Raw genomic sequence first — 20,245 nt, 5'->3', positions numbered from 1 at the left:
CCTAGCCGACGCGGAGAGTCATGTGGCGCAGCACACTCTCGTTGATGCGAAGGTTTTTCTCCCAGGCAGCCACCGCATTGGGTTCGGCTTCGTAGTTGAACTGGATGTACAGACCCTCCTTGAACTTTTTCATCTCAAACCCGGCAAAGCGGCGCTTGCCCCTATTGGTAATCTCCACGTGGGTTACTCCGTTCTCTCGCAGGATTGCCTCCTGACTGCTGAGCAGTTGTTCGAGGGGTTCATCTGACAGATCAGGACGCACAATCAGCATCGTTTCGTAAGCGCGGGGCATGGAAGCAAGTTCTCCTTAGAATCCAGTGGTAGAGACGCAGTGGACTATACTAGCTTTTCTTTCCCACAACCGAAAAGGCTGCCGCCCAATTCCCATACCCTGGCCGCAGCAGCCAATGCAGGTGAGGCTGCTCACAAGAGGGGATCCATTGTCCGATACAATAGGGATTGCTTCATTGGCCGCTGGTTGGCCCGGCCAAGACACGCTGAATCGAGAGTTGGGATTCCAAGCATGAGCGCAGACGAAGTTTACAGCCGTGTTCGCAAGATCGTGTCCGATCAACTGGGCGTGGAAGACGACAAAGTGACCCCGGAAGCCAATTTCCAGAACGACCTGGGGGCCGATAGCCTCGATACGGTGGAGCTGGTCATGGCTTTTGAAGAGGAATTCGATCTGGAGATCCCCGATGAAGATGCAGAGGGGATCGCCACCGTGCAAGACGCTGTTAACTACATCCTCTCGAAGAAAGCTGCCTAGTCTGCCCCCAGTTCTGACTCTATACCCCCGGGCTAACACCGGACGATGGCTACCACAGATCCCGCCACTGCTTACAGACCAACCCGCCGCGTTGTGATTACGGGCCTGGGTGCGGTCACCCCTATCGGCAACTCTCCTGCCGAGTTTTGGCAGAGCTTGCTGGCAGGGCGCTCCGGCATTGGGCCGATTACCCATTTCGATGCCTCCCGCCACGACTGCCGTATTGCCGGAGAGGTGAAGGGATTTGATCCCCTCGACTATTTGGATCGCAAGGATGTCAAGCGCACCGACCGCTTTGTGCATCTGGCGATGGCGGCCACCCGGCAAGCCTTGGAGGACGCTGACTTTCGCATCACCGCTCTCAACGCTGAGCAAGTGGGGGTGATCTTGGGCACCGGCATCGGCGGCATCCGCGTCTTGGAAGAGCAGCAGACCATCTATCTGCAGAAAGGGCCGGATCGCTGTAGCCCCTTCATGGTGCCCATGATGATTGCCAACATGGCTGCGGGTCACCTGGCCATTCATTTTGGCGCCAAAGGCCCCAATTCCTGCACAGTTACGGCCTGTGCCTCTGGCTCCAACGCCATTGGCGATGCCTTTCGGCTCATCCAGAGGGGAGAGGTGCAAGTGGCGATCACCGGTGGCACGGAAGCGGCGGTCACCCCTTTGTCCATGGCGGGGTTCAGTGCCATGAAGGCCCTTTCCACCCGCAACGACGCCCCGGAGCAAGCCTGTAGGCCCTTTGATCGGGATCGGGACGGCTTTGTCATGGGGGAAGGAGCCGGGATCCTGCTGCTGGAAGCCTTGGAGCATGCCCGCGCCCGTGGGGCAAAAATTTATGCCGAGATGGTTGGCTATGGCCTCACCTGCGATGCCCACCACATGACCAACCCTGCCCCTGGTGGTGAGGGAGCAGCTCGGGCGATGCGGCTGGCCCTCAAAGATGCCGGGCTTCAACCTGGGGACGTGCAACACATCAACGCCCATGCCACCAGCACCCCTGTAGGGGATATTGCCGAGGTACAGGCCATCAAGTCGGTCTTCGGCGAACATGCCCCCCGTTTGGCCATCAGCGCCACCAAGTCCATGACCGGCCACCTGTTGGGGGGAGCGGGCGGCATTGCCACGGTGGCCACAGCTTTGGCCATCCACCACGGCTGGGTTCCTCCTACCCTCAACTTGGACAACCCTGATCCCGAGTGCGAAGGGCTGGATTTTGTCCCCCACAAGGGGCGGCAGATGGCTGTCGAGGCCGCTTTGGTCAATGCCTTTGGATTTGGTGGGCACAACGTCACGCTGGCTTTGCGCCGCTACTCTCCCGCTTGAAAGGCTTGGCCTATGTCTTCTCCCGAAAGTTCGTCGCCCTCAGTTCGTCAACAAGCCTTGGCCGCTTTGACGGCGGAGCTGGCGCAGCAAGGCCACCCGCCCGAATATGCCCAGCACATGGCAGCGGCGGTTATTTTTCAAGCGGACTTGGATCTGTGTGCAGCCCAACTGGCGCGGGTGCTCAGTTGGCTGAAGCAAAACCATCCTCAGCTCTATCCAGAGGCGGTGCAATTGGTGGACGCCACCCGCGAAGAGTTCGAGCGTCGCGTTCAAAATGGATAGACAAGCCATCTGCTGTGATCTGAAGCAGGGATCCGGCAGTTGGGTTGCGGTCGTTAGCAGAGGGTGATGTCGCCCATATGGGGCTGCAAGGGGTGATCTTGAGCTGGAGTGGGGTGGTGGCCGATGACGAGAGCCTGCACCTACAGGCCATCAACCAACTGCTGGTGGAAGAGAACCTGCGCCCCTGGAACCTGTGCTGGCCCAAGTCTGGATCCCCTGGGCAGCGGGAGCTCTATCGGCTGCAATACCTGGGCCGACCGGATCGAGAGCGCCTGCCGGCTCTGTGGGGGGATCAAGGGCGGGTGCTCAGCCCCAAACAACTGGAAGAGCTGCTGAAACGCAAGGCCCTATACTACCGACAGGCTTTGCAGGGGCAGAGGGAATTGCCTCTCATTCCCGGCCTGAGGGAAACTTTGGAGACGCTGGAGCGGCTGCAACTGAAGGTCGGCCTGCTGTGCGGCCAATCGGCAGCCGAGGTGACCGCTTTTCTGGAGCGTTTCCAGTCCTGTTGCCCGGCCCTGATACAGTTGACCGATGTGCGCTCCTACCGAGTGACGGGGGATGATGCAGGCCCAATGCTTTCCCCAGGACACTTGCACCGCCTGCTTTTGCAGCGGATGGAATTGCCTGCCCAGGAGTGCTTGAGCATTGAGGCCACCTACCCCGGCATTCAGGCAGCCCGTTCGGCAGGGATCCCGGTGCTGGCGCTGGCCACCTTCTTTCCTCTGCACATGCTGCAGCGGCGGGCCAATTGGGCGGTGGACGGCTACCACCAGGTGGAATGGGAGCGCATCCAGAATTGGTTTGCCGGCGGCCAAGACCGTCCTTCGACCCCAGTTGAAGCAGAAGCGGAGGCCGGTTCCTTCAAGGGATCCCAGGGAGCATGACTCTAGTCAATAATAAGCTCAACTATACTGAAAATAATGTATAATATGTTCAGTACGGATTACTACCAGTTGATCTTTCTGTTTACTTTCGAGTCTGCCAACATGGTAGCCAAAGCAAAGCAGAAAATTGGTAGTAAGACGACACGGAAACTGCGCTTTGGGTATTCTACTCAAAGCTTTGCGGGATACCGCCATTCTGTTTGGAAACAAACAGAGTGCTATCGCTGCATAGTTGAACAGTGATGTTCAGCAGTGTTCAGCGTAAATGTATCAGGTCAGCCCCAGCCCTAGGGCAAGATGAGCATGCCATCCCCAAAGGAATAGAAGCGATACCCCTGCTCGATGGCCTCTTGGTAGAGATCCAGCAGCCTTTGCCGCCCAATCAGCGCAGCCACCAGCATCATCAGGCTGGAGCGGGGCAGGTGAAAATTGGTGACCAGTCCCTGAACCACCCGCCAGGAGTAGCCGGGGTAGATGAAGAGATCGCTTTTCCCCTGCCAAGGCTGCAAGGTGCCAGAGGCTGCCGCGGTTTCCAAAGAGCGCACCACAGTCGTTCCCACCGCGATCACCCGCCCCCCTCGGGCTTGGGCTTTTTGGATGGCTGCCACCGTTTCTGCCGGCACCTTGAGCCACTCGCTGTGGAGACGATGCTCGGTTACCCGCTCCGCTTCCACCGGTCGGAAGGTACCCAGGCCGATGTTCAGGGTGATGTAGGCCGTTTGGATCCCTTTTTGGGCCAGCCGCTCCAGCAGCTCCTGGGTAAAGTGCAGCCCTGCCGTGGGAGCAGCCACCGAGCCGGGGTGTTTGGCCCAGAGGGTTTGGTAGTCTTCAGGGCGAACTTGTCCTGAGCCCGGGGATCCGGAAGCCTTGATGTAGGGAGGAAGCGGGATCCGGCCCACCTGTTCCAGGATTTCCTCAAAAGGTTGCGCCCCTTCCCACTCAAACTGCACCACTCGCCCGCCGGTTTCCAGATCCAAAGCCAGAACGGTGGCCCTCAGCCCAGAGGGGGATCCCTGCTTGCTCCAAAAACCAATCCGATCCCCCACCTTCACCCGTTTGCCCGGCCTGACCAAAACCCGCCAGTTCCACGCCTGATCCGGCAGAGGTTGGGCGGCGGCAGGGATCCCTTCCAGGCAAGGCTCCAGCAGCAACACTTCGACCCGCGCCCCAGAGGGTTCCTTAGCCCCGAACAGGCGGGCCGGGATCACCTTGGTATCGTTGAGAACCAGCAGATCCCCTTCCTGCAGGTAGTCAGGCAGATGGCAGAAGCGGCGATGCTCGTGCCTATCCGGGTACACCACCAGCATCCGCGCCTGATCCCTGAGCTCCACCGGCGTTTGCGCAATCCGATCTGGAGGGAGGGTGTAGTCGTAGGAAGCTGTGAGCAGATCGGGATTGGACTCCCTATCGCCCAAAGGCTCGGCCTCACCGGGGGGAGCGGCAGCAGGCGAAAAAGAGTCAGGCATGGAGATGAATCAAGATGGGGTTCTACGTGGATCCAGCATAGCCAACCGGATCCCGCCAACCCTCTCCCTTTTGAGGGAAGCAGCTAAACCTTGGCCACCACCACCTGCTGCGGCTGATCCTGATACTTGCCAGCGCGGTCGGCGTAGGTCACTTGGCAGGGATCCCCTTCCAGAAAAAGAAGCTGGACCACCCCTTCGTTGGCGTACACACGGCAGTCGGCGCTGGAGGCGTTGGAAAACTCCAGGGTGAGATAACCCCGCCATCCCGCCTCAGCGGGCGTCAGGTTGGCAATCAGGCCCACCCTGGCATAGGAAGATTTGCCAATGCAGATCACGGTAATGTTATCCGGAACTTGCAGCCGCTCCAAAGACACCCCCAACCCATAGGAGTGGGCCGGGATGATAAAGTAATCCCCCATCTCGTCGTGGTGCAGCTCCACCGCTTCCAGATTCTTGGGGTTAAACCGCTTGGGATCCACCACCGTGCCGGGCACATGGCGAAAGATCTTGAACTCCACCGGCGACAGGCGGATGTCGTAGCCATAGGAGGACAGCCCGTAACTCAAAACAGGCCGAGACTCAACAGCGCGCACCAGCTCAGGACAGAAGGGCTCAATCATCCCTCGCCGCGCTTGCTCACAGATCCAGCGGTCGTTTTTCAACATGGCTACAGCCGGCTTCCTGGAGAGTGAGGGCACATCTGGTGGACAAGCTCCAGTCTTATTGGGACTCCGCCCCCCTGACGCGACCCGTGTTGCCTAGGTCTTTCGGAGCGGAAACTGTTTGCGCTAGCGGTGCGGAGCAACATGGGCTGCTGTAGGCATAGCACCTGTGCCGCTGACTTGAGGGGGATCCAGAGAGCAGGCAACATTCGCATCGGCAGTGCGGAGCCCTGGGCCTGGGATGCCACGTAGGCGCAACTGCGTGATCAAGTCCGCCCGCTCCAGAAACGAATCCGGCATCTCCGGCCCGGTGATCACCATGTCCATGGAGATGGGGCGTTGGTCGATTAAGCTCAGCACTTCCGCTTCTGGGATCAGGCCCAACTTCACAGCCAAGCTCAGCTCATCCAACACCACCAAGTCATAGCGGCCACTCCTGACAGCCTCCTGGGTAAATTGCCACAGCTCATCCAATGCCACCCGCTCCTCAGGCTCTAGGTGAGGTGTATCGATGCAGCGGTGCAGGCGACAACGAACCCACTCCAAGGATCTGCCCAGGGAGAGACGATTTGCGGGCCCCTGATTGATCCCACCCTTGAGAAATTGCACGATCAGCACCCGCGTTCCCTGGCCTGCCAAGCGCATCGCCTGAGCCATGACGGGCGTAAACATGCCCCGGCTGGGGTGGGTGTAAAGCTGCAGGGATCCCTGGGGAACCAACTGGGCGGAGAGGGATCCATTCTGCTGAAGGAAAAGCTCGCCGGCAGCAGGGCTGGCTTGAGCCGCAGGCTGTTTGGCGCGGGCTACAGGAGCGGCATCCTTGGAGGAAGGCATAGGATTTGGAGAAGCAGTGCAAACCACGTTCTATCTCGCGAGCAGGCTAGAGAACACGGCCCTAGGTTATAGGGCCTACAAGTGGTGGAGAGCGTCGGCTATGGATTCCATGAAACACCACCTGTGCGTATCCGTCAATGAGTCGGTTCTGCTTCTAGCTGGCATACAAATCATCCCCAATAGAGTAATAGAAAATACAATCCTTGCCCATCCTAGCCTTTTGGCACAAGAGGCAATACCTGAAAAGCTTTGACAGGGGATCTCAATAAAATTTCAGGCCTAGCCCAGAAGCTTGTGTGTGGGGCTATCTCACTTGAGTATAGAGGTGCTCTATAAAAATTTGAGAAAAAGATCAATTTCTTCCAAATAAGATTAACTCTCACAAACAGGAATGCCAGTACCAGCAGCCCACCCACGAGAGAGGAGCAAGGGTCAACCTACCCCAAAAGCCTTGTCCACCAGGAGAGATAGTCATTTTTAAAATAACTATACATTTGGTCGGGAGCCGGGTAGGCCTACACATTAGCGAACATTCGTAGTAGAGAGAATTGTAACCAAAAGTCCAAGGAGTTAATTTCTAACCTCGAGAGTGAAGAAATATAAATTCGTCAATCATCTTCGTCAAAAAATGGATTATTGACAATACTTTTTTGAAAACCAGCATCTGATTTAGCAGAAGCGTAAAGAATTGCGTGCCTTTTATACTCTGAGGTCGTCTTCTTCAAGAGATCGCCTCTTTAATCATTTTTCTTACCGGTCTCAAGGCCAATGTTTTCTACTTAATTTAATCTCTATTTCTGTTATGAGAAATGAGCATTGGGCGTTCAGTTTGGATCCCACTTAAAATTGACCTGAAAAAGCTCTGGGGCTTTGGGTGCTGAGATTGCCGGGATCCCATTGCGCAATCAAAGCCGAGTCCTTCCTCTGGCGAGGAGAGATTTTTGTTGAGAAGGTAGATCCAATCCTGGAGAATACTTGACCCCTCATCCAATCAGCCAGAAAGTCCGGGGATCCCACCCTCGATCCCTGGATCAAAGGGAAAAGACTCCATCCCGCCGGCACAAAAGTTTTCTGTCACCGACTTGGGCTTGGGAAAAACCCTAGGCCATTGTGAACTCGGGGTGTGCGCCGCCGGGAGGGACTGGGATCCGTCTCACTGTTGGGTGGGCTGGCTTCTGGGTGCCGGTGTTCCCAATTGACGGCTTCTCCCCCCAGCACCAAGGTGGAAGCATTGCCCCCATCCAAGTTCAGGGCATGGCGACAGCCCAATTGCTGCATCAACTGTGCCATCTCCAGCAGGGTGAGCCCTTGATTTTCCTGGGCATTGCCGGCGGTCACCAGCAGCAAATGTCCGCTGTCCAGTTGGCCGATGGCACTGCGGGCGGCTCGCTGCCTGCGAAAGAGGGGTTGAAATGCCTCCAATCGGGCATCCAAAACCACCTGCCCATCCAAGAGCAAGAGCGGCCCTGCCCCTAGGATGTGGGGATAGGCCTCCAGCTCGGGCGGATCCAAGCGCAGATGAAGGCTGAGGCGATCCCCGGGAACCAGCTTGCGGGCTTCTAGGGCACCTTCTAGCCCCCGCCCTGCCAATACATACCCCTCACTGGGAATCTGTACCGTCAAACTGCCGGCCAGGCCCGCCATCAGAATCTCTTGCACCCGATCCTCCCGCACCATCACGAGCATTTCGTCGTCCGTTTGGGTGGTGTAGGTGGATCCCCAGTCGGGGGTGAACTGGGAGATGCCGGGCAGGATATAGCCTGTATTGATGCCCACCACTGGGATTTGATCCCCAATGGCATTGCGCAGCTCTGCTTGCATCCGCAAACGGGCAAAGCGCACGGATCCCCCTTCTTGCCCTGCCGTCCCATCCGACCAGGCGATGACCCCACGACCCAAAATGGGGCTGGAGATCCAACGGCCATCCCGACGAATTGCCCCCAGCGGCTGACGGGTGTTGCGGTTGAAAAACCCACCGTTAATGGCGGCTACTGCTCCCTGTTCGGGGCCAAAGGAAGACAGCTCCCCCAGACCCACCAGCCCCGCAGGTGCAGCCCAGATAGGCCGCAGTTGGCCCGCTGCGAGAGAAATGACCACGATAGAAACTGGGATCCGATTGTCTCCAACCCAAACCTCCTTCTGGTACAAAGGGATCCCTTGCACCACCCGCACCGGCTGCACACCGAGGGTCACCTGAGCTTGAGCAGCCACGCTGGGCAAAAAGAGAGCAGCAGTGCAGGCTAACCCCCAGCCCATGACCCAGGCGCTCAGCTTGGTTTTGGACATGTCTTCACGTCTTTAGGGCTTCACCATTGTCATTGGGAGATGATTATCCCCCTGCGGCAAAGGTTCCCATCACAATGAGCGACAACAGGATCCCGGGAAAGAGCAGCGTCACCAAGATCAGCAGTTCGGATAGGGTCATTGGGGAATGCTACCTACTTAAGGATTGAGCCAATACAGCAACCCTAATTTTCACCCTAGCGATCCTATGGAAGTGGCCCAGGATCCCTTTGGGATCCCTTAACACTCGATCACCGGTTTTTGCGGCTGCCCGTGCATGCCATCTCTCGCTCTGCCGACAGTATCCTGGCAAGGGGAAAGCCTTATCCAACGGTTCCTATGGGCATCCAAGGCAAACGCATTGCCGTCGAACCCGACAATCTTCGCCCCTGGCTCAAAGAGGCTGTTTTGGCAGGGGGTGGCGAAATTGTGCCCCTGGCAGAAGCAGAAGCCTTGGTCTGGGCCGATGCCTTTGATGTGCCCGGCCTGAAGTGCTGTCTGGCGGAAGGGAAAGGGATCCGCTGGGTGCAGTTGCCCTGGGCAGGGGTGGAACCCTTTGTTCGGGCAGGGGTTTTGCATCCTGCCTATGTGTGGACTTGTGGCAAGGGAGTCTATGCTCAACCGGTGGCAGAACATGCCTTGGCCTTGACCTTGGCCGGCTTGCGCGACTTGAAGATCCGCGCCTTGGCCCAAACTTGGCAGGAGGGCTCCGGTACCAGCCTCTGGGGTAGCCGTGTGGTCATTTTCGGGGCCGGGGGCATCGCCCAAGAGTTGATCAAGCTGTTGCAGCCTTTTCAGTGCTCCATCGACGTGGTGCGTCGCAAGGCGGATCCCTTGCCGGGTGCCACACGGGTGGTGACGCTCGCGGAACGGCAAACGGTGTTGGCAGAGGCAGACGTGGTGATCTTGGCCTTGGCTCTCACGCCGGAAACTGAGGGGATCATCGCCCAAGCTGAGTTGGAGCAGATGGGATCCCAGTGCTGGCTGGTGAATGTGGCGCGAGGCAAGCACATCGTGACCTCCGACTTGGTGGCCGCCCTGCAGCAGGGGGTCATTCGCGGGGCCGCCTTGGATGTCACGGATCCCGAGCCCCTACCGGATGGGCATCCCCTCTGGAGCTTGCCCAACTGCCTGATTACCCCCCACACTGCTCTTACCGATGCCATGATTGTCCCAGCCCTCTCTAAGCGGGTGCGAGAAAATGTGCGGCGCTTCCGGGCCGGGGATCCCTTGCTGGGGGTGGTGGATCTGGCTTTGGGGTACTGAGGCCCCCAGTCCCTCCCTTTTGAGGAGCCTGGGATCAGAACATTTGGCGCCAAACCCTACTGCGGAGCCATCTCCTGCACGCGGGCAGCAATGGCCTCTGCCATCTCCTGAGTGCCGACGGGATCCCCTGTGGCCAGGTCATAGGTGACCTGCTTGCCCTCGGCGATCACCGCCTGCACCGCCGCCTCCACCCTTGCGGCAGCCTCCCGCTCTCCTAGGTAGCGCAGCATCATCGCCCCGGAGAGGATCAGAGCGCAGGGGTTGACTTTGTTTTGGCCGGCATATTTGGGAGCAGAGCCGTGAATGGCCTCAAAAACCGCAATGCCGTCGCCGATGTTGGCCCCCGGCGCCACCCCCAGCCCGCCGATCATCCCCGCGCACAAGTCGGAAATGATGTCCCCATAGAGGTTGGTGAGCACCAGCACATCGTAGAGCTGCGGCTTTTGCATCAGTTGCATGCACATGTTGTCCACGATGCGATCTTCAAACTCGATGTCGGGGTACTCCTGGGCCACCTCCCGTGCCACCTGCAAAAACAAGCCATCGGTGAACTTCATGATGTTGGCTTTGTGCACTGCCGTCACCTTCTTGCGGCCATTCTGGCGGGCGTACTCAAAGGCAAATTTGACAATGCGGCGGCTGCCGAAGTCCGAAATGGGCTTGATGCCGATGGCGGATCCCTCGCGGATGGGTTTGCCGGAAAGGCGCATCATTTCCTCCCGCGCTTGGATGGCTTCCGGCGTGCCCCGTTCAAACTCGATCCCGGCATAGAGATCTTCGGTATTTTCCCGCACCACCACTAGGTCAATGTCTTGAAAAGGGCTTTTGACACCGAGCATGGATTTGGCCGGGCGCAGATTGGCGTAGAGATCCAGCTCCTTGCGAATGGCTACGTTGACCGAACGAAAGCCAGTACCTACGGGAGTGCCAATCGGCCCTTTGATCGCCACTTTGGTTTCCCGAATGGACTCCAACACCTGGGGTGGCAAGGGGGTGCCGTATTTTTCAATCACCTCCACTCCTGCTTCTACCGGGATCCATTCCAACCCAACCCCGGTAGCCTCCAAGACCGTGGTCATCGCCTTGGCCACTTCCGGGCCAATGCCATCCCCAGGGATCAAAGTCACACGATAGGCCACAGATGCTTCTCCTCGCAGTGTTAACGACAGCGCAAAAACTCCGCCTTGCCAGCGTGAGAGGATCCCTCCACCAGACAGGTTAGAGAACCGGGAACCCTTGAGCTTAAACGACTATAGAACAGGTTGAGACTGAAAATGCTGCGTCTGCTACCTCAGAAAAGGGGGGGCTAGCCGCAAGATCGGGGACTCGGCGGCAGAGGGACTCGCAGCTCTACAACTGTGCCACTGCCAAAGCGGCGATTACGCCAAGCAATGCTTGCCCCGATCAACTCGGCTCGGTAGCGCATGTTGAGCAACCCGTGGCCATGGCCGGGCGGCTGGGCGGGATCCACCCCACTCTTGGACGCCGGCATACCGCAGCCACCGTCGATGATCTTCAGCTCCAAGTGGGTGTAGGGAGCGTAAACTACCCGACTCCGACCGCTAAAGCGGTACGGAGCGGGCTTTCAGTAGCCCTGAGCCTGCTCTGCTCTACCAGAGAACAAAACAGGCCCGAACCTCTAGGCTGGTTTACGACAGCCCCCAAGAGCGCAATCACATTCGCACCATTCAAATCCGCATCCCCTTCCCATCCACAGTGTCCACACTTGAACGACTTACCACTGCGGTAGGATTGCGCAGGGTCGGGATGGATGTGTAAACACTTGTGACAGGTCTGCGACGTGTAGGCGGGCGGGACCAGTACTACAGACACTCCGGCGATGGCAGCCTTGTAGGCCACAAACATCCTGAGCTGGTAGAACGCCCAACTGTTGGTTCTGCGCCGTTCGGCCTTGTTGCGCGGCTGTTGATTGACTCTTTCCCGGATCCCTGTCAGGTCTTCCAGAGCGATAGCACTGTTGGTAGCTTTTGCCCTGGAGACAATAGCTTTAGAGATGCGATGATTGACCCACGCCTGAAAGCGTCTCTCCTTGCCAGACAGCCGTTGCAACAGTTCTCTGCATCTGCGCCGCGAACTGCGTGTGCCCTTACTGGCTTTGCGTTGGAGTACCGCCCTCAACCGGGAGTAGTGGTCGCGGACTTGGTTCAACTGCTGTCCATTCCAGTTATCCCCTTCTGACGTATGGGCAATATCCGTCCTTCCCAAGTCCACCCCCAGCACTCTGCCCGTGCGTTGCGGTGGGGATGGCTCCGTTTCCACACAGATTTGAATGGAGTAGGAGCCATCTTTACGCTTGACCAGAGTGGCAGATTTGGGATTGGAGCCCGCCAGCCGTTCTCTCTGGTAGCGGCCAATCGCCAGCTCAAAGCGCTCCCGACCCTCCACCGTGGTCAGCGACACCGTCCAGTCTTTTTGACGGAACGAAAAGATGCGAGCGTCGTAGGTAACAAAGCCGCTCTTAAACTCCTTGACGGGACGCTTTTTCTGCTTAGCCACTTTGCGGGAACCCGCTACCCGTCTGCACACCTGTTGAGCCAAGTTACTGGACAAGCCAAACCGGGCTCGAATCTCGTAGTAGCAAAGGGATTGCAGCTTGACCGCGTTGACGATCTTCTCCGGCGTGTTCTGGTTGACCCAATTCAAGGCTTGGCCAAAAGCCTCCAAAGTCGCGTCCAATTTGGCGGCTTGCGACTGGGCTACCTTGAGCTTGCAGGAGACGGTCAGGACTTGGGTCATGGTTCTATTGTAGCCTCGCATTCCTCCCGGCACTGACCCTACGGGTACAGTGCGGGGCTCCTGCGATTTCTAGCTGAGGGTTGATAGAGGAACCGGCGTCCTGTTGAACCTTGGGCTGAATGATGAGATCGATGCGCCGTGCCCCCGCGTGTTTGACAATCAGAAAGCTGGCTTCCAGAGGTGTCCGGCTCAGCAGAGCCAAAGCCCCCAGCCGCTCCTCCCCCCGGTTAATCGGGTAGGCAACAAAGCCTCGCAAGCCATTGGCCTTCACCCACTCCGGGGCGGGCATCCAGGCTTCTTGGGCGGGATTGTTGCTCAAAAGCGGCAGACCCTCCTGGGCCACCCGTCCCAAAGGGCTGTCGTCAGGGTAGATCCGCTGAATTTGGTCATGAGCAGGACTGAGCAGGCCGGCATGGGCCACCGACTGAAAACATCCTTCCTGCGGGTCGAAAATCCAAAGGCGAGCTGAGGCCGCGCCCAGGCGATTTACCATCTGCTGTACCAAGGTCTGGGCCAGCTTGAGCACACACTGCTCCAGCTCCCCCATCTCTACAGAGTCCGAAGAGGATGGGGAAGATAACTGAGAAGAGAGCAGCACCAGTTCTTGGACAATTTGGTTTGCAGCCTGTAGCTGGCGTGACAGCATGGGATCCCGATTGCGGCAGCGGTGCGGAGCACTTTCAACAGAGGCAACCGAAGGCATGACAGCAAGAGATGGGCTTCCATCAACAAGGAACCAACTTCTGCACAGCCTCTAACCGCCCCAAAGCCCAGCCCCGCCGCTGGAGAAGGGCAAAAGATTCCAGCAAATCCGGCCCCTGCAGATCCCCTGTCAGGGCGGCCCGCAAACTCTTCATCAGCAGGCCCTTTTTCATGTTCTGGCCCTTGGCCACCTGATCCACCAGCGGTTTTAAGCTGTCCGCCGAAACCTGGGGCAGCTCGGCAGCAGCCAACGTGGTGGCCATTGCAGCCATAGCCTCTGCCACCCCAGGCAGGCGCAACTGTTCCAGAGCTGGCAACGTGTAGCTGAGGGGCTCCTGAAACAAAAAGCGGCTGAGCGGAGGAGCCTCTGCCAGGCGGTCGATACCATCGGCAATCAGGCGGGCCACATCTTCCAACCAGGTGGGATCCGGCACCTCGGAAAGGTCAAACCCTGCCGCCTGCCAAAAGGGGGTGAGCCGCTCCACCAGTTCTGGCGGGGAAAGCCGCTTGATGTACTGGCTGTTGATCCAGTTGAGCTTGTCCCAGTCAAAGCGGGCAGCCGCACGGTTAACCCGGTCAAAGTCGAACAGCGCAGCCGCCTTTTCCAGAGAGAAAAGCTCTTCCCCATCTGGAGGAGACCAACTGAGCAAGGCCAAATAGTTCTTGAGAGCTTCTGGCAAAAAGCCCAGCTGCTGGAACTCCGTCACCGAAGTTGCCCCATCCCGTTTGGAGAGCTTTTTCCCTTCCGGGTTCAGGATTAAAGGAGAATGGGCAAACTGGGGAGGTTCGTGGCCAAGAGCACGGTAGAGCAAAATCTGCTTGGGGGTATTGCCGATGTGATCTTCGCCGCGAATCACATGGGTGATGCCCATGTCGATGTCATCCACCACCACCGCCAAGTTGTAGAGAGGGTAGCCATCCGCTCGGGCAATGACCATGTCTCCTCCCAAGTCCTGGGTGTTCCAGGTAATGGGGCCGCGGATGAGATCCACCCAAGACACCTCTAGGGGCTCCTCGATTTTGAAGCGGATCACTGGCTGCCGCCCCTCGGCTTCGTAGGCTCGTCGCTGGGCTTCGGTGAGAAAGCGGTGGCGGTTGTCGTAGCGGGGGGCTTTGCCGGCGGCCTTCTGGGCAGCGCGCATCTCCTCCAGCTCTGCCTCGCTGACGTAGCAGCGGTAGGCCAGCCCTTGATCTAGAAGCTGCTGCACCACTGCTTGGTAGCGCTCGATGCGCTTGGATTGGTAGATCGGCCCTTCATCCCAGTCCAGACCCAACCAGGCCAGGCCTGCCAAAATATTGCGGGTGTAACGGGGCAAAGAGCGATCGCGATCGGTGTCCTCAATGCGCAAAATGAACCGGCCACCGTGGCGACGGGCATACAGCCAGTTGAACACTGCCGTCCGGGCGGTGCCGATGTGCAGATTTCCAGTTGGACTGGGGGCAAGGCGAACACAAACACTCACAGGCTGAAGGCTCCCAAGCAGAGCATCCTGATCCTAGTCGGCGGCGAGATCCTTTGTCATGTTGGCCCTCCATTGGGTTGCAGGCGGTTGCCAATTGAGGCACTTCGAGTAGAATCCGCTCTAGCCGCCGGTCAAAAGGTAGGCTGCACGGGGATCAAGGTTGATTGGCAACGTCCAACCCCCCCTTTTTTCCGGTGTTGAGGAAAAGCTGTAGCGCAGGAGGAATCCCAGCACATGCGTCTGACTTTGGCCATTCTTCTGGGTTGTCTGTCCGCCGGGATCCCGATTGGATCCGCCTTGGCCCAAATTGCCTATCCTTCCTATCCGGTGGGAGATGCCCTAGACAGGATCCTGTTGGATACAGGCAGGAATGTGGATCCGGTCATTTTCCCTGAGGAGGTGGTGCGCTCCCAGGCCCGGCAGACCACCGCCTTCTTCACCACGCTGCTGAACCAGCGCACCAACATCCCACCCCTGCGCTCGCTGGATTTGCCCAGCCCCTATCAGGCTTCGGTTCGTACCCAGGCCGGATATTACCGCGTCACCCAGACAGAGCCCGTTTTGGATTTTGAAATCTTGCGCTAGGCAAGGCAGGTATTCGGGGCCTGTTCCAGCGCCGGCCTGTTGCTGTTGCCAAAACGTTGTGTATGAAGCTCCGTTCTACTGCTGCGCGGAAGAAAGCTAGCTAGGGCGGTGGTTGTGCCCTGGTCGGCGTGGCGGAAAGGGCAGTGACTGCCTGGCGGTTGCCTTAAAGCTGTTCACCCAGGAGGGCATGGTTTTTCTCAGCAAAACAGCTCCCTGGAGAGGCGCTCCGCCGCCGCAATCGGACAAGAGGGAACTGGGGAAAGTTGTGTTTGTGAGAGCCTTCATCCTATGGCCCGCTCGCGCGGACGGTAACTGCCTCTCCGGTCAGCGAAAAAGCTCGCGTGGCGGTAATGCGCACCGGCACCAGGGATCCCTTCAGTTGCTCTGGATCCCCTTCGAAGAACACCAAGCGATTGCCGCGGGTACGCCCCATCGCCTGGCGGGGGTTTTTCGGGTTGGGGCCTTCCACCAGCACCTCTTGCACCTGGCCTAAGAGTCGGGCGCTGCGAGCGGCAGCCACCTCGGCCACCAGTCGGTTCAGCCGTTGCAGGCGGTCGCTTTTTTCCTCTTCAGGCACCTGGTCGGGCCACTCGGCGGCAGGGGTGCCGGGACGGGGGGAGTAGGCAGCAGTGTTCACTTGGTCAAAGCCGATATCCTGCACCAGTTGCAGGGTTTCTTGGAACTGGGCTTCTGTTTCTCCCGGAAAGCCGACAATGGCATCGGCGCTGATGGCCGCTTCGGGCATGTATTGGCGGATGAGCTGGATGATCTGGCGATAGCGCTCGTGGGTGTAGCCGCGCCGCATCCGCTTGAGCACTTCGTTGCTGCCCGCCTGGAAGGGAATGTGGAAGTGCTCGCAGACTTTGGGCAGCTCGGCGCAGGTGGCGATCAGCTCCTCGGTAAAGTAGCGCGGGTGGCTGGTGGCAAAGCGAATCCGTTCAATACCTTCCACCGAATGGACGAAGCGCAACAAGCTGGCCAGGTTGGTTTTCGGATCCAGATCCCGTCCGTAGGCGTCGATGTTCTGCCCCAGCAACGTCACCTCGCGGTAGCCCGCTCTGGCCACGTCTTCGATTTCGGCGCGAATGGCCTGGGGCTGTCGGGACTGCTCTTGCCCTCGCACCCGCGGCACGATGCAGTAGGTACAACGCTCGTTGCAACCGTAGATGACATTGATCCAAGCAGTGACCTGGCTGTCGCGGCGGGGCTTGGTGATGTCTTCTGGGATCTCAACCGGATCGGTGGCCACCACCTGGTTTCCGGCTTCCACCTGCGCCAGCAAATCCCCAAGGCGGTTCACGTACTGGGGGCCCATGACCAGATCCAGCTCAGGGACGCGGCGCAACAATTTCTCCCCCTCTTGCTGGGCCACACAGCCGGCCACGATCAGCTTGATGGCCGGGTTCTTGCGCTTGCGCTGTGCCTGGATGCCCAGGTAGGAATAGACCTTCTGCTCAGCGTTGTCGCGGATGGTGCAGGTGTTGTAGAGAACTAAGTCCGCCTGCAACTCATCTTCGGTGGCCACATACCCCAGGGACTCCAGGATCCCGGCCATGCGCTCGGTATCGGCGCGGTTCATTTGGCAGCCGAAGGTGATGGTGTGGTAGGTGGGAGCAGCCATGGGAAGTAACAGCACAAAGAACCACCATCTTCGAGCTTAGCGGATCCTTAAAAATGGCTGAGGGGTTTGAGACTGCAACGGTTAGTCTAGATAGAAGTTCCTACACCGGAAAAGGTTATGTTGCCGAAGCATCGCCCCAAGCAACTATCGCTGGGCCCTCTGGAGTCGGAAATCTTGGACATCCTCTGGGATCTGGGCAGTGCCAGCACCCGTCAAATCCACGAGCGCATCTTGGCCGATCCGGATCGGGAGCTGGCCTATGCCTCTGTGACTACAGTTTTGCAGCGCTTAAGCCAGAAGGGCTGGGTGAGCTGTGAGCGCCGCACCGATCCCCAAGGGCGGAATCTGCCCATGCTGTGGCGGCCTCGTCTTTCGCGTCAGGAAGCGGCCAGCCTCAGGGCCTTCACCCACCTGCAGCAGTTTTTGGCTGTAGGGGATCCCGATACGGTGGCAGCCTTTGCCGATAGCCTGGATCAGGCCAGTGTGTCCCAGTTGCGGGCGATTGCCGAACGGCTGCGGGCAGCCCGTCAAGCCAGGAGGGATCCGCGATGAGCCACTTGGGCATGTTATTGCTGGGCTTGGGCCTCAGTTGGCTGTGGCGGGTGCAAGTGCGCCTGGATAAGGGGGGCGGGTGGAGCCGACGTTGGCAGTGGGCTTGGATCCACTTCTTGCTGCCCCCGCTGCTGTTGCTGACCACTGCTTTGGCCTTGGCCTGGATGGGGCCGTGGGGACAAATGGCCGGGGTGGGGGGCTGGTTCTGCTACGGCTGTGCTCTGCTGTTGCTGGCCGTGGCCGGCGGCGTGGCCTTGCACTGGATTTGGGAATACTGGCGCTCCTATCGACGTGCCCATCTGCAAGCTTTAGCCCATGTGGATTTGCATGGCTCTCCGGCCTATGTGCTGGATTTGGAGATCCCTTTTGCTGCCCAAGTGGGGGTGTGGAATGCCCAGTTGGTGGTCAGCCGCGGCCTGCTGGAGCAGTTGGATGATGAGCACTTGCGGGCTGTAATCGCTCACGAAGAAGCCCATCGCCACTACCGCGACACCCTCTGGATGTTTGGAGTGGGCTGGCTGCGACGCCTCACCGGCTGGCTGCCCAACACCGAGGCCCTCTGGCAGGAATTGCTCACTCTGCGGGAACTGCGGGCGGATCGCTGGGCGGCCCAACGGGTGGATCCCTTGCTGTTGGGAGAGGCCCTGCTGCAGGTGGTGGGCTATGGCGTGGTGGAGCAACCGGCGGCGGCCTGGGTTGGCTTTGCAATGGCCGTGAGTTCAGACTCAGGGCAACGGCTGCAGGAGCGTATCGATGCCCTGCTGCAGCAGGCAGAGTCAGGGCCCGTCGATCCCCTACCCCATTCTTCTTCCATTCGGGGTTGGGCCTGGTTGGGGTTGTCCCTATTGCCTTTGCTGGCGATCCCGTTCCATACCTGAGGATCTGCAGAATGGGATACTCTAGGTCAGGTTTTCTGGACTTCTAGGGACTTACAGCAGTGCAAACCAACTCTTCCCTTTCTGAGGCGACCGGGTCGGCGTGTGATCCCCTTACGCGGGCGCAGATCCTCATCGAGGCTTTACCCTACATTCAGCAGTACCAGGGCCGCGTTATTGTCATCAAATACGGCGGCGCAGCCATGGTGCACCAAGAGCGACGGGCCGAGGTGCTCCGAGACATCGTCTTTCTCTCCTGCGTCGGTATCCGCCCGGTGTTGGTGCATGGGGGGGGGCCGGAGATCAACAGTTGGCTACAAAAACTGGACATTCCCTTCAAGTTTGTGGATGGCTTGCGGGTTACCGATGCCGCCACCATGGAAGTGGTGGAGATGGTGTTGGTGGGCAAGGTTAATAAGCAGATCGTCCAGCTCATCAGCTTGGCCGGCGGATCGGCGGTGGGGCTGTGCGGGCGGGATGGCAACTTGATCAAAGCGCGATCCCAGGGCCGGGCGGAGATTGGCTTTGTTGGGGAAGTGAGCAGCATCAACCCCCAGTTGCTGCAAACCCTGTTGGAAGGTGGACAGATTCCGGTGATCTCCAGTGTGGCTGCCGATGAGACGGGCCAAGCCTACAACATCAACGCCGATACGGTGGCGGGAGAACTGGCGGCCTCTCTGGGGGCAGAAAAGCTGATTTTGCTCACCGACACCCCTGGCATTCTCCGGGATCCCCAGGATCCCAGCTCCCTGATTACCCTGCTGGACATCGAGATGGCCCGCCAGCTTATCCAAACAGGTGTGGTCAGGGGCGGCATGATCCCGAAGGTGCAGTGTTGCATTCGCGCCCTGGCACAAGGGGTGCGGGCGGCCCACATTCTGGATGGGGGATCCCCTCACTCTCTGCTGCTGGAGATTTTGACCGATGCCGGGGTGGGCACCAAGCTTGTTCCTTCTCAGTTTTCCGCTCAGTTGGAAGGACTGAACAACGGATCCCGCTAAGCTTCCTTGATAAAGCGAAGAATCTCCCGCACATGGCCGAGAAACTGGCTATCCACACTGAGCTGAGCCACAGCTTGGTGGGTCTCCTGGCGCAATTGCCTGTGCTCCAGCTCGTTGCTGGCCCGCAACTGTTCCAGTTGGGCCTTGAGCGCGGCCAGCTTCTGCCGCAGGTAGCGCCGGGTTTCTTCCTCCTGTTGGGCCCAAGAGCCAGGTTTGCCGGGATCCCATTGCTCCTGCAACTGCTCGACTTGGCGTGTCAACTGCTTTATCCGCTCGGCCAACTCGATGGCATCTTCGCGAGGGATCTGGATTTGCCCTTGCAACTGGGCCAAGCGGTCGGCCAAATACTCGTAGCCCCGGATGGCCGGGCGCAGAGCCGTTAACAACACCGCAGCCACGGCGCTGGGGTAGCCAATGGGGGTGACTTGCCCAACGGCCAAGCCATAGAAAGCCAGAGCCGACAGCCCATGCAGGGCAATGGCCACGCGCAACGACCAGCGGCTGAGCTTTTGTAGGAAAGCCAAGGTTGAATCTTCCACCGGGATCCCTCGTTCCTGAGACACAACCGCCTCCTGCTGAACGGCCTTGGCCTGAAAGTAGAGGTTCCAGGGAAGGGTGACGATCACCACCAGCCACCAAAAGCTGGCGATCCCAATGGCCCAATCGGCCAGCTCCCCAATAGGTAGCCCAAAAGCCCGCAACAGGCCAAACAGGATCCCGCCGCCGATCAACAACAGCAGCCCCGCCACCCAAACTGGGAAAAAGATTTTCGAGTAAGACACGGAGTAAGAGGTTGAGTAAGACATTGCCGGTTTCTCCTCATCAAGCTGCCTACAGCCTGCCCGAACCGAGCGGCCAGAAGCTCCTGAAGCGGCCAGTTTTCCGTCCGTCCCAGAGCCATTAGGGGTGCAGCT

At 58.8% G+C, this 20,245-nt stretch carries 21 protein-coding genes and 1 pseudogene; 10 read left to right on the top strand and 12 right to left on the bottom strand.

The window, feature by feature from the left end; translation table 11 throughout:
• Window position 1 precedes the first annotated feature (1 nt).
• Window positions 2–292 (bottom strand): 30S ribosomal protein S6, encoded by a 291-nt coding sequence (rpsF, locus tag ACVW0B_RS01000; protein WP_011433268.1) that lies wholly within the window; start codon window positions 290–292, stop codon window positions 2–4.
• A 231-nt stretch (window positions 293–523) separates the two neighbouring features.
• On the opposite strand from rpsF, the gene ACVW0B_RS00995 reads away from it, so the two are divergent.
• From ACVW0B_RS00995 to ACVW0B_RS00975, 5 genes and pseudogenes are all read left to right on the top strand, one after another.
• Window positions 524–769, top strand: a complete 246-nt coding sequence (locus ACVW0B_RS00995; protein WP_041436540.1) for an acyl carrier protein — start codon at window positions 524–526, stop codon at window positions 767–769.
• A gap of 45 nt (window positions 770–814) precedes the next feature.
• On the top strand, window positions 815–2,095 hold the full coding sequence (gene fabF, locus ACVW0B_RS00990; RefSeq protein ID WP_457490726.1) for a beta-ketoacyl-ACP synthase II: 1,281 nt from the start codon (window positions 815–817) through the stop codon (window positions 2,093–2,095).
• A gap of 12 nt (window positions 2,096–2,107) precedes the next feature.
• Window positions 2,108–2,377 (top strand): hypothetical protein, encoded by a 270-nt coding sequence (locus ACVW0B_RS00985; protein WP_414330100.1) that lies wholly within the window; start codon window positions 2,108–2,110, stop codon window positions 2,375–2,377.
• Window positions 2,378–2,454: 77 nt separating this feature from the next.
• On the top strand, window positions 2,455–3,264 hold the full coding sequence (locus tag ACVW0B_RS00980; RefSeq protein WP_457490725.1) for an HAD family hydrolase: 810 nt from the start codon (window positions 2,455–2,457) through the stop codon (window positions 3,262–3,264).
• A gap of 48 nt (window positions 3,265–3,312) precedes the next feature.
• Window positions 3,313–3,496: pseudogene (locus tag ACVW0B_RS00975) on the top strand (hypothetical protein); the annotation flags it as partial.
• Between the two features lie 55 nt (window positions 3,497–3,551).
• On the opposite strand, the gene queA reads toward ACVW0B_RS00975, so the two are convergent.
• The 4 genes from queA to ACVW0B_RS00955 form a co-directional block, all read right to left on the bottom strand.
• The gene (gene queA / locus ACVW0B_RS00970) at window positions 3,552–4,730 is read right to left on the bottom strand and encodes a tRNA preQ1(34) S-adenosylmethionine ribosyltransferase-isomerase QueA (protein ID WP_457490724.1); all 1,179 of its coding nucleotides are present in this window, start codon (window positions 4,728–4,730) and stop codon (window positions 3,552–3,554) included.
• 83 nt (window positions 4,731–4,813) lie between these two features.
• The gene (gene dcd, locus ACVW0B_RS00965) at window positions 4,814–5,395 is read right to left on the bottom strand and encodes a dCTP deaminase (RefSeq protein ID WP_011433274.1); all 582 of its coding nucleotides are present in this window, start codon (window positions 5,393–5,395) and stop codon (window positions 4,814–4,816) included.
• Between the two features lie 123 nt (window positions 5,396–5,518).
• Window positions 5,519–6,226 carry a cob(I)yrinic acid a,c-diamide adenosyltransferase gene (locus ACVW0B_RS00960; protein ID WP_457474271.1) on the bottom strand — a complete coding sequence of 236 codons (708 nt, stop codon included), beginning with the start codon at window positions 6,224–6,226 and terminating at the stop codon, window positions 5,519–5,521.
• Between the two features lie 1,074 nt (window positions 6,227–7,300).
• On the bottom strand, window positions 7,301–8,512 hold the full coding sequence (locus tag ACVW0B_RS00955) for a phosphodiester glycosidase family protein (RefSeq protein WP_414350631.1): 1,212 nt from the start codon (window positions 8,510–8,512) through the stop codon (window positions 7,301–7,303).
• A gap of 336 nt (window positions 8,513–8,848) precedes the next feature.
• On the opposite strand from ACVW0B_RS00955, the gene ACVW0B_RS00950 reads away from it, so the two are divergent.
• Window positions 8,849–9,775 (top strand): D-isomer specific 2-hydroxyacid dehydrogenase family protein, encoded by a 927-nt coding sequence (locus ACVW0B_RS00950; protein WP_457490723.1) that lies wholly within the window; start codon window positions 8,849–8,851, stop codon window positions 9,773–9,775.
• A gap of 56 nt (window positions 9,776–9,831) precedes the next feature.
• Here ACVW0B_RS00950 and ACVW0B_RS00945 read toward each other — a convergent pair whose 3' ends face one another.
• From ACVW0B_RS00945 to gltX, 5 genes are all read right to left on the bottom strand, one after another.
• A complete protein-coding gene (locus ACVW0B_RS00945) occupies window positions 9,832–10,914 on the bottom strand; it encodes an isocitrate/isopropylmalate dehydrogenase family protein (RefSeq protein WP_457402509.1) in 1,083 nt (360 codons plus the stop codon).
• A gap of 167 nt (window positions 10,915–11,081) precedes the next feature.
• Entirely contained in the window at window positions 11,082–11,300 is a 219-nt protein-coding gene (locus ACVW0B_RS00940) for a hypothetical protein (RefSeq protein WP_457490722.1), read from the bottom strand.
• Between the two features lie 20 nt (window positions 11,301–11,320).
• Window positions 11,321–12,532, bottom strand: coding sequence for an RNA-guided endonuclease InsQ/TnpB family protein (locus tag ACVW0B_RS00935; protein WP_457490721.1), 1,212 nt, complete (start codon window positions 12,530–12,532; stop codon window positions 11,321–11,323).
• Between the two features lie 4 nt (window positions 12,533–12,536).
• Entirely contained in the window at window positions 12,537–13,178 is a 642-nt protein-coding gene (locus ACVW0B_RS00930; RefSeq protein ID WP_457490720.1) for a GAF domain-containing protein, read from the bottom strand.
• A 79-nt stretch (window positions 13,179–13,257) separates the two neighbouring features.
• Window positions 13,258–14,697 (bottom strand): glutamate--tRNA ligase, encoded by a 1,440-nt coding sequence (gene gltX, locus ACVW0B_RS00925; protein WP_457490719.1) that lies wholly within the window; start codon window positions 14,695–14,697, stop codon window positions 13,258–13,260.
• Between the two features lie 234 nt (window positions 14,698–14,931).
• Between gltX and ACVW0B_RS00920 the strand changes: the two genes are divergently transcribed.
• A complete protein-coding gene (locus ACVW0B_RS00920) occupies window positions 14,932–15,282 on the top strand; it encodes a hypothetical protein (RefSeq protein WP_011433285.1) in 351 nt (116 codons plus the stop codon).
• Between the two features lie 286 nt (window positions 15,283–15,568).
• On the opposite strand, the gene miaB is transcribed toward ACVW0B_RS00920, so the two are convergent.
• Window positions 15,569–16,903, bottom strand: a complete 1,335-nt coding sequence (gene miaB / locus ACVW0B_RS00915; RefSeq protein ID WP_414332191.1) for a tRNA (N6-isopentenyl adenosine(37)-C2)-methylthiotransferase MiaB — start codon at window positions 16,901–16,903, stop codon at window positions 15,569–15,571.
• A 117-nt stretch (window positions 16,904–17,020) separates the two neighbouring features.
• Here miaB and ACVW0B_RS00910 point away from each other — a divergent pair, with 117 nt between their 5' ends.
• From ACVW0B_RS00910 to argB, 3 genes are read left to right on the top strand one after another with little or no spacing between them, the layout of a single operon-like run.
• Window positions 17,021–17,455, top strand: a complete 435-nt coding sequence (locus ACVW0B_RS00910; protein WP_457490718.1) for a BlaI/MecI/CopY family transcriptional regulator — start codon at window positions 17,021–17,023, stop codon at window positions 17,453–17,455.
• Complete coding sequence (locus ACVW0B_RS00905; protein WP_457490717.1) at window positions 17,452–18,333, top strand: M56 family metallopeptidase; 882 nt, start codon at window positions 17,452–17,454, stop codon at window positions 18,331–18,333. The genes ACVW0B_RS00910 and ACVW0B_RS00905 overlap by 4 nt, the downstream gene beginning before the upstream one ends.
• A 59-nt stretch (window positions 18,334–18,392) precedes the next feature.
• Window positions 18,393–19,331 carry an acetylglutamate kinase gene (gene argB, locus ACVW0B_RS00900; protein ID WP_457490716.1) on the top strand — a complete coding sequence of 313 codons (939 nt, stop codon included), beginning with the start codon at window positions 18,393–18,395 and terminating at the stop codon, window positions 19,329–19,331.
• On the opposite strand, the gene ACVW0B_RS00895 is transcribed toward argB, so the two are convergent.
• The gene (locus tag ACVW0B_RS00895) at window positions 19,328–20,137 is read right to left on the bottom strand and encodes a hypothetical protein (RefSeq protein ID WP_457490715.1); all 810 of its coding nucleotides are present in this window, start codon (window positions 20,135–20,137) and stop codon (window positions 19,328–19,330) included. The genes argB and ACVW0B_RS00895 overlap by 4 nt on opposite strands.
• Between the last annotated feature and the right edge of the window lie 108 nt (window positions 20,138–20,245).

It is taken from the genome of Thermostichus sp. MS-CIW-23 (assembly GCF_054059455.1).
Note: the sequence above shows the minus strand (reverse complement) of the source record. Positions and strands in the feature narration are given on the sequence as shown.

Bases quoted from the DNA above. Each gene is read 5' to 3' on its own strand.
- rpsF (WP_011433268.1), bottom strand. From the start codon at position 292: ATGCCCCGCGCTTACGAAACGATGCTGATTGTGCGTCCTGATCTGTCA.
- ACVW0B_RS00995 (WP_041436540.1), top strand. From the start codon at position 524: ATGAGCGCAGACGAAGTTTACAGCCGTGTTCGCAAGATCGTGTCCGAT.
- fabF (WP_457490726.1), top strand. From the start codon at position 815: ATGGCTACCACAGATCCCGCCACTGCTTACAGACCAACCCGCCGCGTT.
- ACVW0B_RS00985 (WP_414330100.1), top strand. From the start codon at position 2,108: ATGTCTTCTCCCGAAAGTTCGTCGCCCTCAGTTCGTCAACAAGCCTTG.
- ACVW0B_RS00980 (WP_457490725.1), top strand. From the start codon at position 2,455: ATGGGGCTGCAAGGGGTGATCTTGAGCTGGAGTGGGGTGGTGGCCGAT.
- queA (WP_457490724.1), bottom strand. From the start codon at position 4,730: ATGCCTGACTCTTTTTCGCCTGCTGCCGCTCCCCCCGGTGAGGCCGAG.
- dcd (WP_011433274.1), bottom strand. From the start codon at position 5,395: ATGTTGAAAAACGACCGCTGGATCTGTGAGCAAGCGCGGCGAGGGATG.
- ACVW0B_RS00960 (WP_457474271.1), bottom strand. From the start codon at position 6,226: ATGCCTTCCTCCAAGGATGCCGCTCCTGTAGCCCGCGCCAAACAGCCT.
- ACVW0B_RS00955 (WP_414350631.1), bottom strand. From the start codon at position 8,512: ATGTCCAAAACCAAGCTGAGCGCCTGGGTCATGGGCTGGGGGTTAGCC.
- ACVW0B_RS00950 (WP_457490723.1), top strand. From the start codon at position 8,849: ATGGGCATCCAAGGCAAACGCATTGCCGTCGAACCCGACAATCTTCGC.
- ACVW0B_RS00935 (WP_457490721.1), bottom strand. From the start codon at position 12,532: ATGACCCAAGTCCTGACCGTCTCCTGCAAGCTCAAGGTAGCCCAGTCG.
- ACVW0B_RS00930 (WP_457490720.1), bottom strand. From the start codon at position 13,178: ATGCTGTCACGCCAGCTACAGGCTGCAAACCAAATTGTCCAAGAACTG.
- ACVW0B_RS00920 (WP_011433285.1), top strand. From the start codon at position 14,932: ATGCGTCTGACTTTGGCCATTCTTCTGGGTTGTCTGTCCGCCGGGATC.
- miaB (WP_414332191.1), bottom strand. From the start codon at position 16,903: ATGGCTGCTCCCACCTACCACACCATCACCTTCGGCTGCCAAATGAAC.
- ACVW0B_RS00910 (WP_457490718.1), top strand. From the start codon at position 17,021: ATGTTGCCGAAGCATCGCCCCAAGCAACTATCGCTGGGCCCTCTGGAG.
- ACVW0B_RS00905 (WP_457490717.1), top strand. From the start codon at position 17,452: ATGAGCCACTTGGGCATGTTATTGCTGGGCTTGGGCCTCAGTTGGCTG.
- ACVW0B_RS00895 (WP_457490715.1), bottom strand. From the start codon at position 20,137: ATGTCTTACTCAACCTCTTACTCCGTGTCTTACTCGAAAATCTTTTTC.